Here is a 15,587-nt window from a genome sequence, read left to right on the forward strand (position 1 = left end):
AAGGGGTCGAAGCCGAGAGCGGGTGGCGGACGGTCAGGAGGCCGCTTCGGTGGAGGGCGAGCTTGCCGAGGGCGATCCCGCGGTGATCGATCCGGGCGCTTCGACCGCCGGCTCGGAGCACGCGAGCCTGCCGCCGACCATCGTGATCAGACCGGCCGCCACGGCGAAGAGCGACGCGAGGACGACCATTCCCGCCGATCCCCAGGTGATGAGCGCGGCGACCAGAGCGGGCCCCACGATGTTCGCGATGGAACCGCCCAGGCTGAACACGGCCAGGTACTCGGCTCTCTTGGCCTCCGGGGCGTGACGGATCGACAGCTCCCACGCGCCCGCGCCCTGGAAGAGCTCACCGCAGGTAAGCAGAACGGTGGCCGCCACGAGAATCGCGATGCTCAGCCAGACGTCGGTGTACAGCGTCGGGATCAGCATCAGGCTGAAGAGGCCGAGCGCCAATCCTGACCGGAGGAGGGAGCGGGTGCCGTCCGCGGTGCTCTTGATGTTCTTCGCGAACTGCACCTGGAAGACGATCGCGAGGACGGTGTTGAGGAAGAGGAGGACGCTGAGCAGGGCCTCCGGTGCGTTCGTCGCCTCGACGAGCCAAAGCGGGATGGCTACGCCGAGGAGGACCGGGTGCAGGAAGAGGATTCCGTTGACGGCAGAGAGGGACAGGTAGGTGCGGTCCTTCGCGACGTCGACGAGCCCGGCGTACCACTTCTGCGCGGTCGGCTCCGAGGACGAGGTGTCGACCTCCAGGAAGCGGAAGACCAGGCACGACAACACGCTGCACGCGGCGCCGGCCAGGATGACCGACCGCAGCCAGTTCAGCCCTCCCATCGAAATCAGCGGTGCCGCCGCCAGAGTGCCGAACGACATCCCGACGTTGATGACGGAGCTGACCACGCCGAGCATCCGGGTGCGGTCGGCGCTCCCCGCTGTCGAGTTGACCAGAATCTGGACCATCGGGAAGATCGGCCCCTGCGACACCATGACCATGGATGCGCACAGGGTGAATGTGATCATGTCCCCGGAGAAGGCCAGCGCCACCAGCCAGGTCGCGCGCCACAGCTGGAGCGACCTCAGCAGGGTGAGCGGGCCGAAGCGCTTCGCGAGGAGCGTCACGGGGACCGTGGTCAGAAAGCCCACGAGACCGGCGATGGTCAGACCGAGTCCGACCTGGGCCGCCGTCAGGCCGATGCCCTTCAGGAAGTACAGCGTGCTGCCTGTCAGGTAGAAGCCGCTGCCGGAGGCGTTGACGACGACACCGACGGCAATGATGCGGTGGTTCCGACCGGGAAGCGAGTAGTCGCTGGCCAGCTTCTTGACGGTGCTCTTGATCATCACTCGGCCGCCGGCGACGAGAACGGTGTGAGCTGTATGTCGATGAGGGCCTCCGCCTTGTCGAGGAGGGCGTGGCACTCCTCGGGGCTGTCACCGGTGACGATGACGGCGAGCACCCGCGGCTCCAGGCCGCGCGGGGGCAGCCGCAGCGGGGTGGGCGGCTGAATCAGGCGCACCACTTCCACGACCCCGTCAAGCTGCTCGGCGGCGGCGGTGTCGATGGACTCGACGGTCCCGTCCTCGGCGGGGAAGAGGAACCTGATCTCGACGCACCGGTCGCGCACCTGCTCGGTGTCGGGTCGGTGCCCCAGCGCGATCGACACCGCGGCGGAGGTCAGGTCGACGCCTGTGGCGAGGTGACCGAGGAGGGGGATGAAGTCGCCGCCGAGCCGTCCGTTGAGCTCGATCAGCTTCGGGCCGGACGACGACAGCCGGACCTCCGCGTGCGTCACGCCATCGGTTATGCCCAGGTCCCGGTGGGTCTGGGCGAGCATGCTCCGCACCTCGTCGGCCCACTCCTCGTCACGCCACGGGGCGACGAGGTGTCCCACCTCCTGGCAGTAGGGCTCGAACCCGAGACGCTTGCGCGCCACGTTCACCGGCTGCACCTCGCCCTGGAAGACCACGGAGTCGACGCTGATCTCCGGGCCGTCGACGTACTCCTCCACGATCGACCCGCCGAGCGGGGTCAGGCCGGGGAAGCTGCTCGCCGAGGTCATGGCGAAATGCCGGGCGAGCTCCTCCGGGTTGTTCGCCTGGGCCACACCGACGCTGCCGGCGAGCGACCGCGGCTTGACGACGACCGGATATCCGAAGGACTCAGCAGCCTCCAGGGCCTGCTCCTCGGTATCCACGCGTGCGAACCGGACCAGGCCCGTTGACTGCCGTGTCCGGGTGGAGAGCTTGTCCCGGCAGTTCGCGGCTGCCGCCGGCGACATGTGGCGCATACCGAGCCGCGCCGCCGCGGCCGCGGTGTCCTCCAGAAGGACCTCGGCCCACGTCATGACGCCGACATTGCCGTCGTGCTCCGCGAAGAGGTCGCCGAGCGCCTCCACCAGCGCATCGGGGCTGGTGTCGGGAACCTGCCGGTGAGCCGTGATGTACGCGTTCTCCCAGGTCGCCTGCGAGGTGCTGACGAGGGCCATCCGGGTGCTTCCGGCGACCGCCTTGTACGCGTACTCGCGGTACTCGCGCTCGCCGGAGCCGACGAAGACGACCAGGTCGGGGGCGGTCGGGTCCACGGGGCGGCAGCGGAAGTCGTAGGTGGCGACGGTCCGTTCGACCTTCGCCAGCACCTCGGCGCTGGAGCGCCCGCGGAAACGGAAGCGGGCTCCGGAGTTCTCATAGCCGTGCTCGTATCCGGGAGTGGCTACGATCGTCTGTCCCCGCATCGGGCGGACGGTCTCGTACGGCCCTTCCTCGGTGGACAGGGCGAGTTCGGACGCGACGACTCGGCAGGGCCGGACCTCCGGCGTCTTCATCAGCAGCCAGCCGACACGCTCGGTCTCCGCGACGGGCGGCAGCGACCGCGCCTCGTCGGGCACCGGGTCCCCGACCTGGAGCGCGAAGGTGGCCTTCATGAGGTCGATGCCGTGGATCTCGCGCCACAGGAAGGGGATCTCAGCCCCTCCGGGCCGGGCTCCGATCTCCAGGAACTGCACTTCCGGCGCCTCCTGCGAGCCGGAGACGAAGAGCTCCAGGTGGAAGACGACAGGCCCGGCGCTGAGGGCAGCGGTGGTCCGGGTGGCGAAGTCCTCGACGCGGGCGAGCAGCACCGGATCGTCGATCTCGACCGATCCCAGCGGCTCGCCCTTGGTGTAGCCAAAGCAGGTGTTGACGTACCGCGATGCCCGCCATGCCCCGAGCCCGAGTCCGTTCCCCAGGCTGACGCCGTCGACGTGCAGGATGTCGTACGGGAGGTAGGGCTGCACCAGGAGGATCTCGTCCGGCGGGAAGACGAACGCAGCGAGGTCGTCGGCGGAGTCGAGGCGTGTGACTCCGATACTGGACGTGCCGCAGGCCGGCTTGAGCAGGACGGGCCAGCCGTGCTCGTCGGCGAACGACCGCACCATGTCGTGGTCGACCGCATGCGCGGTCGCAGGCACGGCGACGCCGGCCTCGGTCAGCCGTTCCGCCATGACCAGCTTGTCGCGGAACGGCGCGAGTTCCGCCGGGTTCTGTCCGGGGACCCCGAGCTCTTCACGGAGTACGGCGGCGAGGTCGAGGTCCGATTCGTTGAGCGCGACGATGCGGTGGGGTACGCCGTACTCGGCGACGAGCTGTTCGACGGCGCCCCTGAGCAGGGCCTCGTCCTCCGTGCTGGCGATCTGCTTCACGGCGGCGGCCGTACCGGGGATCGAGTCGAGCGACCATGGTGCGGCAACGTACGTCACCGTGTTGGCGGCGTGGTCGATATACGACTCGTACTCCGCGAAACGGTCGGTCCATTGATGCAGGATCATGACGTGCTTCGACACTATTCCTCCGGGACAGTGCAGTGGGTGGATGCGCGACCGGCGGTTCGACCGGCCGGCGTTCGTTGAAGAGGAGCGGGGAATTCGGGTGTTCCCCAGACGCGTCGGCGGCGGTGGTGTCCGTCCTGACGTGCCGGCATGAGAAGGCGCGATGACCCTGGAAATCAGGCGGTCGGACGGCGACGTGGGGAAATTCGTCGCGGTTCAGGAGCGTGCCTGGAGCCGGCCGCCACCGGACACGAGAGGACCGGGGCAGCCGTGCTCGATTCACCTCGTGATTGCCTCACGGCTCCCTGCTCCCCCGGCGATTCCGCAACGGGAGACACAGGACCCGCGACCGGCCTACTCGGGCCGGGATTCCGCTCCCTGGGCGGCGGCGAGGAGTATCTCCTCGATGAGACGGAGAATTCCGGCGATCCTCGCGAAATCGGTGGCCGATGAATTCTCCTGGAGCGTCGAGACGATGGCGTCCCCCTCCTGAACCTGGAGGTAGAGCGGCGCACCGATGTTGCGACCGGTAGTGCCCGTCTCAAGCCCCTGCGGGAGGAAGAGCTGATCCTTCTGGTATTCACCCATGTAGTTGAAGAAATAGGTGAAGAGCCCGCTGACCGACCTGTCGAAGCAACCGTTCACAGTACCGGTGAAGCCATGCTCGGCCGCGATCTCCAGCAAGTCGTCGACGTTGTGCTCGCCGTGGCGGTAGGACTTGAAAAGCTCCCAGTGGACCTTAGTGGCGAAGGCGCCGAACGGCTCGTCCGGATCGGTGGGGATGACGAGGGGGATGAGCTGGTCTTGCGTCGTGAGGAGCTTCTCCCAACGCGGGTCACTGCGGTTGTTGGTGAAGACCGCGACCATGATCTCGTCCAGGCCGTCGTACTGTGCTGCGGCGCGGCAGTAGGCGCTCAGGATGACCGAGGGGAGCGAAAGCTGGTGGGCCCTGGCTATCCGGTGAAGTGCGTCTGTCTGCTCCGCGGTGCCGTAACGGCCCCAACGGCCGTTGACCGCCGCGGGTGCCTCGTCGCGGACCATGGCCGGCGCCTTGCTGAAGATCTTCTGCCAATGCTTGCGGGCCGACTTCCGGCGCGACTCGTTGGCGTCGGACCACTGCTCCTCCGCCAGCGACCGGCACGTCGGGACCTGTCCGCCGGGGAGGGCCCCGACTGAGAGGAGCGTAAGGAGCTCCCGCTGCAACTGGTTGACCGACCAGCCGTCCGTCGCGATGTGATGAAGGCAGATGGCCAGCCAGCGGAGTTCACCGTTCTCGGTGACAAGGGTCATCCGCCACGGCGGTTCGGTCGCGAGGTCGAAGGGACGATCACCGAGGGAATCCGCTGCCTTCGCCGGCTCGGTCTCCTGCGGCGGGCCCACGATGACCACAGACTGCGGCGCGAGAACGATCTGTGTGGGGTTCTTGCTGTCGAGGTCCTCATAACGCGTACGAAGAGCCTCGTGCCGTTCCTCCAAGACGGTCAAGGCCGCTTCGACCTGCCGGGAGGTAGTTCCCGGCGGCAGTTCCCACACCTGAGGAAGGTTGGCCGCGACCGGGTCAATGTTCTGGATGGAACGCAAAAGCGACAGTTGCCCGAAAGTGATGGGAGCCCTGGCGACTTCATTCGCTTGCATGTGGAACAACCTATTCGTGCCGTGACGTCGGCCGAACGCGTCGCGACGTCTGTATCTCAGGCCCCCGGAGAGTCCTTTTCGAGATCTGAAACGAATACTCGAGAACCACTGTGGCGTCGCTGACACATGGGCGTACGCGAAAGTACACCCGGCCTCAAAGTATCACTGAAGGAAAGAAGTCATATTCCACAGATCCGGCGTCAACACGCGATCTCCGGTGATCGACCCCTCGACCAAGGGAGTGCGGACACCGGGAGCCGTCTCCGGCCAGCCTCATTGCATGGCTCGAAGGATCTCGAGGAGTCAGCGTGGAATATGCCACTGGCAATGGACTGAACCTAGATCACCAGGTGGGGGACGGTCAAGGAGGGTCCGTTTTCCGAGACGGTTACCCGGAAAGCACGGAAAGCGGAACCTTCGCCTCAGCTTTGGCGGTGGACATGTCCGATTCGCATTCGGTCTGCGGCATTGGCTCCCTAAAGGAGTTCCATTGACGTCTTGGCGGTTTCCTCCGGAAAGAACGGGCGCCGCCACCACGACACGCTTCTTACGCCTCCGTCACACCTTGTCCGGGGCGAAGAAGGCGGAGAGCGCCGCCGCGACCGCCTTGGCGTCGTTCTCCATCGGGATGTGGCCCGCGTTCGGAACCCTCACCAGCTCGGTGCGAGGCATCTCCTCGGCGAAGCGCTCGGCGTATGCGACGCCCTGGAAGGTGTCGTCCTCTCCCCACACCAGCAGCTTCGGCATCTCCGAGCGGCGCATCTCGGGAAGCAGGTCGAGGGTGTACCGGCTGTCAGCCGCGCCCGCGAGTGCCATCCAGGAACGACCGACGCGCCGGCTGCGCCAAGGGTCGAGGTACTCCGAGATCTCCTCTTCACCGGTCGGCCGGGCCAGAGCAGCGGTCACCGCCGTGCGCCGGGCGGCGAGAAGTTCCTCGACAGTCGTGGCGGCCACCACCTCGGGCTTCCGGAACCGCTCGACGCCCGGAACCGGCCACGAGTCGTAGGTCACCGAGTTGACGAGGGCCAGTCGCTCCACCTCGGCGCCCCCGCCGACCGCGAGGTGCTGGGCGATGGCTCCACCGATGTCGTGACCCGCAACTCTCATCGGCTCGACGGCGCCCACCGCAGCTGCGAAGCGCCGCACCCATCCGGCGAGTGCCGGCACGGTGGCGGAGTCGAGGTTCAGCTCACCGGCCGACTGGCCGAGGCCGGGCAGGTCGACGGCGATGGGCCGCAGCCCCGCCGCCGCCAGATCCGTCAGCACCGGCAGCCATACCCGGCTCCAGTAGGTGCCGTGCAACAGCAGAACGGGCGGACGGTCCGCGACGCCGTCCGATCCTGCCGTGGTGAGGTAGCTGGCGGGCTGGCCGTCCACATCGACGGCCTTGCGGATGATGGTTGTCGACGACATGTCGCCTCCAGAGTCGTGTCCTGAACGCTGCAGGTCACGACCTTCCTGGCCTGAATATGGCCCCGTCAAATATCATCCCCGGCATGGAGGTATAGGCCGTCGGCATAACTGCTGGTGAACGGCCTTAGCACAGGGGAGGTGGGGAGGGTGCAGTTGTCGCACCTGCGGGTCCTGCTGGCCGTCGCCGAGCATGGGGGGTTCACCGCTGCGGCGGAGCGGACCGGTATGTCTCAGCCACATGTCAGCCGGTCGATCGCGACGCTGGAAGCTGACCTGGGCGCGGCGCTGCTGGTGCGGCGCCGCGAAGGTGTCGCCCTCACCGAGGCTGGGCAGCGGGCCGTCTCCCGCGCCCGGGAGACAATCCGGCACTTCGATCTGATCCGCCCGGACGTGGCGGCCGCGGCCGGACAAGTGGCAGGGTCCCTGCGCCTCGCGAGCCTGCCGAGCGCCACCGGGACGCTGGTCGCCGCTCGACTGCGCGCATTCAGCGACCGTTACCCCCAGGTCAGCGTGCGTCTCATGGAGGGCTACAGCCCGGAGATACGCCGATGGCTCGAAAACGGAGCCGCGGAGATTGGGGTGGTGATCCTCCCAGAGCCCGGGATGCACACCGTGCCACTGGGGTCGGACACGATGGTCGCACTGCTGCCGCGGGGGCACGCACTCGCCTCGACGGAGATCGTCTCCGTGCGAGCGCTGTCGCGCGAGCCGTTCATCCTGACGACCGGCGGGTGCCGGCCCGTCCTCCTGGAGGGCGTGAGTCGAGCCGGCGCCACCCTCGATGTCGCCTACGAGGCCGGCGAACTCTCAGCCATCATCGCGATGGTGGACGCGGGTCTGGGCGTCAGCATCGTGCCCACCCTGGGCCTGCCCGCAGATCTCGGCAACGCGGTCACCCGCCCCCTGGACGTACCGATCTCCAGGCACCTCGCCCTGGCTGTGCCTTCCCTCGACGACGCCACTCCGGCCGCCCGGGCGTTCCTGGATCACGAACTTGCTCTCTGAGGTGGTACGGCGAATCAATGTGGAGGCATTGCATTCTGTATAGCTGAAGGTCAGCGGCCCTGCAGGACGCAAGGGCTCAGCTGGCCTTCGCACCCGATCTGACAATGCGTCGGCAAGTCACAGAATGCCGATACATGACGCATCCATCCTGGTTGCCCTCCAGTCACGTTCCAATGTCCGCAGGGTCTTTGACACTCGGTCCAATCGACTTCTATGAAAGCTCATCTCAGCCCCGTCCTGCAGCGACTCGCAGGCGGCTGCCAAGGCCGCGAACGTCGTGGCCAGTCCCGGAGCGATGGCTCTCAGCATGTCTCCGAGATCCTCGAGGTCTGCCAACTGCTGCTCAGCCAAGGCACTCTCGAAGGACTTCGCCGCCTCACAGAGGGCCCTCAGCTCAGACGGCTCGCCACCAGGAGACATCGATCGCCAGTCGGATACCCCCTTGAAAGACCCCTGCTCGTTCCGCTCCATGCCGACCTGAGACATGCCCTTGGCCCCTTTCACCTTCGCAGACCGTTCAACCAGCCTTGCACGCACAGAATTTCGCACCGTGAAAGCCAAAGAAGACCTTCAGCCGCGCACTGAGTGCCAACGGATTCGCGGCGGATGCCCCATGGGCCCGCACATCACGAACTCCACGGGGCTCCGCCCGTGATCTCACCGGGAGTATGACAGGGAGCTCTCGATCATGAAAGGTGAAGAACGGGCTATGATCATTGGTGTCCGACCAGCGCGGTCCGCCGCACCGAGCTCACACCCGCTTCGACCGTGACTCGCGCAGACGAGGGAATCCGGGTCACGCCCTAGGTTAACGCCACCGTCAAGTCCGGCCAATCTGCGCACCGTTGGACCGAGTCCAGTTGTTCAACGCTCGTCGACCGGGACGTCGATGTACACATCGGATGTCACTTCGCGCGACGCACCACCAGGGCTGATGGCGCCTGCTTACGGTCGGTGCGGGCCCCGATCGAGCGCGTCGAGGATGTCGGCGGGCTCAGCCCTGCTGGTGTAGTCGGCGGTGACGAAGGTCCATCGAATGGTGCCGTCACGGTCGATGACGTACGTCGCAGGCAGTGGCAGCGTGCGGTAGTGGCCGGCGTTCACGCGGTGCAGGTCGATGCCGAAGCCTTCGTAGACGGCGGCCAGGTCGTCGGGTAGGTCGAAGGCCAGTCCGTACTGCTTGGCGGTGTCGGAACCGATGTCACTGAGCACGTCGAAGGCCAGCTCGTGCTTCTCCGCAAGGGAGAGAGACTCGTCGGGGATCTGAGGTGAGACGGCCACAAGACGGGCCCCCCGCGCGTGGATGCCGTCGAGGTTCTGCTGGAGGGAACGCAGCGCGATGTTGCAATAAGGGCACCACGAACCACGGTAGAAGGTCAGCACCACGGGGCCGTCTGCCAGCAGGGCATCCAGCTGGACTGCCCTGCCGTCCGCCGAGGGCAGGCTGAAGCCGGGCGCCTTGTCCCCCACGCTCAGCGCGTGCTCGGCTTGGCCGGAGTCGGCGAGCTCCTGACGAGCGCGGTTCATGATCTCTCGAATGTTCGGAGGGATGCGCTCCTGTCGACTGTCATAGAAGGCGCGTAGTTCGGCATTGAGGCTCATCAGGGCTCCTCCGGGCATCCAGATCTTGGACTGACCATTCCAAGATAGCGGCAGCGGCCGCTCTGGGCCAGCGGTTCGGGCCGAGTGGAGGAGTATCTTGGAACTACCATTACAGGATGACGGAGTGAGCCAATGCCGGACATCAAGCACTTCGACCCTGACACGACCCTGGACACCGTCGTGCGGCTCTTCTGGAAGCAGGGGGTCGCTTCGACCGGCGTCCAGGACATCGTCAACGCGACCGGCCTCAACCGCTCTAGCCTGTATGCCACGTTCGGCAGCAAGCAGCAGCTCTACATGGCCGCGCTCGAGCGGTACGTCGGGGACCGCTCCCGCCCCGTCCTGGGCCGCCTTACGGAGGACGGTCGCGGACTGCCCGCGGTTGTCGACTTCTTCGACAACCTGATCGCCACGCGCTGCTCGGGCGAGTACGCCCGGTGGGGCTGCATGATCTCCAACGCACACGCGGGCGCCGAGAACGGTGACACGGACGTCCGGGCCGTCCTGGACCGGCAGCATCGACGACTGCGCGACGCACTGCACGCAGCGCTCGTCACCGCACACGCGAAGGGGCAGTTGGCAGTCGGCGCAGATCCCGGGTCGGCTGCAGACATCCTCGCGCTCCTGGCCCATGGGGTGAATCTGCGTTCGCGAGCGGGAGCGGACGCCACAGAGCTCCGTCAGACCCTTGCGGCCGCCATCGCCGCCGTCAGCAGGTAGGCCCGGGACCCGCGTACCACCGCGCCTGGAAGGCGACGGGGCGCCCCGGCAGTGCCGGGGCGCCCGTCGGCGCGAGTGGACGTCAGCTTGCTTCTTCGTACTCGAACAGAGCGTCAGGGATTTGCTCCGCGATGACGAGCGACGGGGCGCCACCCACCATCGAGGCTCCCGACAGTCGCTCCACCGCCACGACCTCGAAGGACTCGGGCGCCTCGTCCACCGCACCGCGCAGCGTCATGTGGCTGCTGAGGATCTGACTCCGGATCCACCCGCAGGTGTAGTGATCCGCCGGCACATCGGGATGCAGACGCACGGAGAGGCACAGCTGCTCGTCGGCGGTGCCCTGGTTGACGAGGGTGGCCTGGGCTTCCGCGACCTCCGCCTCGGCGCGGGCCAGGGTGACGAGCTCATCCGCGTCGAACGTCCTACCACGGAAGTTCAGCGTCGTTCCCGACTGCCCACGCACCCGGACGGTCGGTTCCCCTCGCCCGCAGGCGCACTCGACGAGCTCGCCGAGGCCACCCGTCTGGAACCGCAGGAGCGGGAAGGTGGTTTCGCCGTGCATGTTCGTGACCAGGAGCCGCTCGTCCTCGAGCTCGACGTACTGGTGTGGCAGCACGTGGAAGGTGTCCGCGGGGCAGTCCGGCGTGTTGTGGCCGATGGGGCCGGATGCCGGCGAGCAGTACAGGGCCCAGATCTTCGCGGTGGGAATGTGGAGGGAGACGAGCTCCGCCGTCCCCGTGACATCACCACTGCTGCTGAGCAGAATCTTGCGGAGCCACGGCAAGGAGCGGCCGGAGCCGAGCGCCATCCGCACCACGCGGGCGATGACGGCCGAAGGAGCCGCGAGGGCAGTCACACCCCGGTTCTCGAGGAAGTCGAGCCACTGGCCGAGCTCGTCGTCGTTGAGGTGTCCGATGGGAACCGTCGTGGCACCGGACAGCGCCGCGTAGACGTTGAAGAAGTGGAAGGCGGACTGGAGTCGTCCGGCCGGAAAGAGGTTGGCGACGACATCGCCGCTATCCAAGGGCTTCCACCGTGCCAGCAACTGCGGCGCGTACATGTCGTCGGGCAGCATGCTGAGTTCGGGGTGGCTGAGGGTGCCACCGCCGGCGGAAAGGATGGCCCCCTGGCGGTGCCGGGGGTCCTCAAGCAGCTGACGGACCGTCTCGTGGTACTCGGCCTGGGTGAGAACGGGGACGTCCGACAGCTCCACGGGGCGCTGAGCACCCAGAAGATGCGCGTACTTCCCCCGCAGCGAGGGAATGATCGCCGCCATGTGCAGCATGTCCTCAAGCTCACGCGGGGACGGACTTCGACCGATCGAGGGGGTTGACCCCACGGCCTTCGGCATAGTGGTGGACCTCTCGAGGTGAACCGACAGGATGTGACGGAGGACACTTCGAGCTACTTGGTTTTCCCCCGCCCGGTAGCCCCCCCGGGCACGCCCTTCATTCAAATCGTTCACAAGCTCGCTTGTCAACGAGATACAGCCATGCACCGATTCCGACTTCAACCGACTAAACGGGCACTGTTTCGTAGGTATGACCAGTACACGCCACAACATGCCGTGATTTCGGCCAGAAAACGGAAAGTTGAATTCCGAACACCGCGGCAGCTTGGCTTGAAATATCCACCCTCTCAAATATTGAGACGTTCTCGAGCCACACGCCCCCCCTTGCACCTACTGTAAGACATCGAACGACCCTAAGAGAACGAACACCTGTTGGAGGTACGGATGCACAAGCGCAAGCTCGGCGGTGAGCTCGAGGTGTCAGCGGTCGGCCTGGGCTGCATGGGGATGTCCCACGTCTACGGACCCGCTGACGAGGGCGCGTCGATCGCCACGATCCACCGGGCCCTGGACATCGGCACGAACTTCCTCGATACCGCCGACGTCTACGGACAAGGGCACAACGAGGAGCTCGTCGGCCGGGCGATCGCCGACAGGCGCGGCGAGGTCGTACTGGCCACCAAGTTCGGGTTCTCGACCGGCGGGACGGGATTCCCAGGAGGACTGAACGGCACACCGGAGTACGCGGTGCAGGCATGCGAGGCGTCGCTTCGACGACTGAACACGGACCACATCGACTTGTACTACCTGCACCGCCGCGACAGGAGCGTGCCCATCGAGGACACGGTGGGGGCCATGGCAAAGCTCGTCGAGGCGGGGAAGGTCCGTTACATCGGGCTGTCCGAGGTCAGTGCGGAGACCCTGCGGCGCGCCCATGCCGTGCACCCGGTGACCGCCCTGCAGAGCGAGTGGTCTCTGTGGGAGCGCGGCATCGAACAGGAGGTGCTGGCTGCCGCACGGGAGCTGGGCGTCGGTGTGGTGCCCTGGTCACCTGCGGGCCGCGGTTTCCTCTCGGGCTCGATCGCGTCGCTCCAGGAGCTGCCTGCGGACGACTATCGGCACAACGACCCCAGATACCAGGGCGACAACCTGGCCAAGAACCTCGGGCTGGTTCACCGGCTCTCCGACCTCTCCGCGCGACTGGGAGGCAGCCCGGTACAACTCGCGCTCGCCTGGCTTCTGCATCAGGGGCAGGACGTCGCACCGATCCCCGGCACGAAAAGGATCTCCTATCTGGAGGAGAATTCGGCGGCGGCGGAGATCCGGTTGGAAGCGGCCCTTGTCGCGGAATTGTCCGAGCTGTTCGCCTTCGGCGTGACGTCCGGACCCCGGTACAGCGAAGGCGCGCTCAAGCTTTCGAATGGCTAGTCCGGATACGGACCTGAAGCGGGGGCGGGCACTCTCGGGTGTCCGCCCTTGAGGCCACTCTTAGAGTGATTTGCAGGGGTACTTTTTGCGCCGCCACAGACGGGAGCCGATCTATTCCGAATGGTCACCGCGAGGAAACATTCAGTCCAGGCCGAGCCAGTCCTCGAAGTGCGGCCTGGACGTGGCTCGGCTTGAGGCACCAAGCCCTGGAGCCCCTCGACGTGGCGATGGTCGCCCCCTCCCCTCACCAGGAGTTTCACGCCCCACCGAGCATGAGGCGCACCCCGTCAGCGGCAGGAAGTGGCGGGCGGCGACCGCTCCGCCACATGTGCACCTCGGTTACACCCCGTAACTCACGGTGAAGCGGGGTGCGGGATTCCGATCAGGCCACAATCGGTCGGCCTCGTATACAGATAAGACCCCTGACATTAAGGTATCCCCATGCGGCTCCCCATCGACCAGCGACTCGGACACCACCTTAAGCGGGTGGAGCAGGAACTCATCGCCGCCAAGCACAGCTGCTTGCGGCCGTTCAAGCTCAATGTCCCCCAATACAGCGTGCTACTGGCGCTTTCCCAGGAGCCCGGCTTGTCCGGCGCCGTTCTGGCCCGCCGGTGCATGGTCACCCCCCAGACCATGTCGTCCGTGCTGGCGACACTGGAGGGTCGAGGACTTGTCGAGCGCAAGCCTCACCCCGTGCACAGCCACATCCTCGAAGCGAGGTTGACGCGGACGGGGCAGGGTCTGCTCACGAAGGCCGACGACGCTGTGACCGAGGTGGAACTGCTCCTGACGGAAGAATTCTCGTCCTCGGAGGCGGAGGGACTCATCGCATGGCTGGAACGGTGTTCTGCGGCGCTGTCCAAGGCGGGCGGCAAGACGGCCCGCAAGTCCGCCGCTCGTTGAGCGTACCCGCCCTCGCAGGCCAGGGCCGGGCTCCGACGCCTCGACGAAGAACGCAGTGAGGACCTTGCCCTGATGGGCAAGGTCCTCACTGTTGTTCCCGGGCCCTTACGCCGGCGCCTGGGCGGGGGATGACTCGACGCGAACGCGCTGGGCCCGGCAGCGGGGCCCGCCGCGCGGATGCGCGACGGGCCCCACAGTCTGGGATCAGGCGGTGCCGTTGATGTACTGCAGCGCCTTGGCATGGGTCGCCTTGGCCACGTTGCGGCCGACGTTCTGGCCCTGCAGGTTGTCGAAGGTCCAGTGCACGCCGCCGTAGATTCGGGACATGCCGTCCTCGGCAGCGGCCTCGCTCAGGGTGTTCCACTTGAGCGTGACGTCGGCGGCCGGGGTCTGGCCGGGCTCAAAGGTGGACGCACCGGCCTTGAAGGTGAAGGAGTCACCGAAGGAATCGCTGCCGGTCCACAGCTTCAGCGCCTCGGCCGCGGCCGCACCCCACACAGCGTGCCCGGAGACGTACGAGGCGAAGGCCGGGGTGGTGACGTACGGCTTCCAAGCCGCACCGTCGATCGTCTGCGTGCCCTTTCCGGGGCCACCGTAACCCTGCACCGTCTTGCCCGACTGGTCGTACCGGATCATCGTGATCGGCCGGGAGTAGTCGTAGTGTGCCTTGGTCTTCCAGGCGACGATGCCGGAGTCGCCCATCGCGAGGTTGAGCGCGAAGAACATCTTCACGTCCTCGCTGAGGGTGTTGTTGTCGCGGTGCGAGATGAACTGCGCCCACTGGTTCTGGTGACCGGTGGGGGTCTCGGAACGCTCCAGCCAGTACTCGGCGATGACCTTCTGGCGGTCCGTCAGGTTGGCGTTGACGTCCATCAGGGTCTTGATGTCGGCCTGCGAGGCGGCGCTGCCGTACACCGGCGGGGCGGGCGGCAGGAAGGAGGTCGCGTCCTTGATCGCGAACGGCGTGATGTCACCCCACTGCGGCGTCGCAAAGGTGGGGGTGACGCCGTTGTTCGTGAGTGGAGTCCAGCGATTCGGGTCCACGACGGTGGACTTGTCGAAGGCGTTGAGGTCCTGGGGCGGATTGAACGGCTTGTAGCCGGTGGTGTCGACGTAGTTGTTGTCCTGGTTGGAGCCGTCCGCCTTGCGCACGGCGATGACGGCGTCGCAGGCCGTGTGCGCCACGCCGGCCGGGGTGGTGGTGTTCCGCGCCACGTTCGCCGGGTCGAGGCCGAGCTCCTGGAGCTTGGTGTCGAAATCGGCCTTGAAGTCAGGGAAGAGGTAGGTCAAGGCGTCGTAGGCAGCGTAGTTGATGGCAGTCTTGCGGTTGGCAAGGGTGCGCTTGTAGTACGGCTGACGCAGGTCGTCGCCCAGCTGGGTGCCCACCGCCTTGTAGTCGTACGCGGCCCAGGCGTCGAAGATGCAGGAGTGCAGCGTGGCGTAGACGCGGCTTCCGAGCGGCGGACGCTTCAGGCCATTGGTCTTGGCCGCCGTCTTGACGGAGGCGTCGTACGCAATCTTGTTCCACTGAATGACGAGGTTGTCCCCGCCCTGGGCCGCCTCCGACACCTCGGATGCGGCGGAGGTGGCGTCCGCGGAGGTCGCTGCGGAGGCGGCGCCGCCCGTGGCGATCCCCGCGGTGCCCAGCAGCGCGACGGCGACGGCCGTGGAGATGCCGGCACGCCGTCCGCGGCGCATCGACTTCAGGGCAAGACTCATGGTGTCTCCCAGGAGGAATTCGCGACGACTGGCCGGGCTTGAGAGCCTCCGGCGTCCGGTCGCTG

11 protein-coding genes are annotated in these 15,587 nt (G+C 66.7%); 4 read left to right on the forward strand and 7 right to left on the reverse strand.

Translation table 11 applies throughout. The features are described from left to right. Positions 1-33: 33 nt before the first annotated feature. From ACZ7G1_RS07500 to ACZ7G1_RS07515, 4 genes are all read right to left on the reverse strand, one after another. Positions 34-1,338, reverse strand: coding sequence for an MFS transporter (locus ACZ7G1_RS07500; RefSeq protein ID WP_470873776.1), 1,305 nt, complete (start codon positions 1,336-1,338; stop codon positions 34-36). Next, a complete protein-coding gene (locus tag ACZ7G1_RS07505; RefSeq protein WP_470873775.1) occupies positions 1,338-3,815 on the reverse strand; it encodes an ATP-grasp domain-containing protein in 2,478 nt (825 codons plus the stop codon). Before ACZ7G1_RS07505 ends, ACZ7G1_RS07500 begins: the two co-directional genes overlap by 1 nt. A 339-nt stretch (positions 3,816-4,154) precedes the next feature. Beyond that, entirely contained in the window at positions 4,155-5,435 is a 1,281-nt protein-coding gene (locus tag ACZ7G1_RS07510; protein WP_470873773.1) for a condensation domain-containing protein, read from the reverse strand. 558 nt (positions 5,436-5,993) lie between these two features. Beyond that, on the reverse strand, positions 5,994-6,848 hold the full coding sequence (locus tag ACZ7G1_RS07515; protein ID WP_470873771.1) for an alpha/beta fold hydrolase: 855 nt from the start codon (positions 6,846-6,848) through the stop codon (positions 5,994-5,996). 147 nt (positions 6,849-6,995) lie between these two features. On the opposite strand from ACZ7G1_RS07515, the gene ACZ7G1_RS07520 reads away from it, so the two are divergent. Beyond that, on the forward strand, positions 6,996-7,853 hold the full coding sequence (locus tag ACZ7G1_RS07520; protein WP_470873769.1) for a LysR family transcriptional regulator: 858 nt from the start codon (positions 6,996-6,998) through the stop codon (positions 7,851-7,853). 945 nt (positions 7,854-8,798) lie between these two features. Here ACZ7G1_RS07520 and ACZ7G1_RS07525 read toward each other — a convergent pair. Further along, positions 8,799-9,455, reverse strand: a complete 657-nt coding sequence (locus ACZ7G1_RS07525) for a peroxiredoxin-like family protein (protein WP_470873768.1) — start codon at positions 9,453-9,455, stop codon at positions 8,799-8,801. 132 nt (positions 9,456-9,587) lie between these two features. Here ACZ7G1_RS07525 and ACZ7G1_RS07530 point away from each other — a divergent pair, with 132 nt between their 5' ends. After that, complete coding sequence (locus ACZ7G1_RS07530) at positions 9,588-10,175, forward strand: TetR/AcrR family transcriptional regulator (protein ID WP_470873766.1); 588 nt, start codon at positions 9,588-9,590, stop codon at positions 10,173-10,175. 82 nt (positions 10,176-10,257) lie between these two features. On the opposite strand, the gene ACZ7G1_RS07535 is transcribed toward ACZ7G1_RS07530, so the two are convergent. Beyond that, positions 10,258-11,454, reverse strand: a complete 1,197-nt coding sequence (locus ACZ7G1_RS07535; protein ID WP_471204011.1) for a phenylacetate--CoA ligase family protein — start codon at positions 11,452-11,454, stop codon at positions 10,258-10,260. Between the two features lie 459 nt (positions 11,455-11,913). Between ACZ7G1_RS07535 and ACZ7G1_RS07540 the strand changes: the two genes are divergently transcribed. Continuing rightward, positions 11,914-12,897 (forward strand): aldo/keto reductase, encoded by a 984-nt coding sequence (locus ACZ7G1_RS07540; protein ID WP_470873763.1) that lies wholly within the window; start codon positions 11,914-11,916, stop codon positions 12,895-12,897. A 441-nt stretch (positions 12,898-13,338) separates the two neighbouring features. Then, on the forward strand, positions 13,339-13,803 hold the full coding sequence (locus ACZ7G1_RS07545; RefSeq protein ID WP_470873761.1) for a MarR family winged helix-turn-helix transcriptional regulator: 465 nt from the start codon (positions 13,339-13,341) through the stop codon (positions 13,801-13,803). A 204-nt stretch (positions 13,804-14,007) separates the two neighbouring features. On the opposite strand, the gene ACZ7G1_RS07550 is transcribed toward ACZ7G1_RS07545, so the two are convergent. Beyond that, entirely contained in the window at positions 14,008-15,522 is a 1,515-nt protein-coding gene (locus tag ACZ7G1_RS07550; protein ID WP_470873759.1) for a vanadium-dependent haloperoxidase, read from the reverse strand. Positions 15,523-15,587 lie beyond the last annotated feature (65 nt).

This window comes from Streptomyces sp. NPDC037273, from assembly GCF_055603625.1.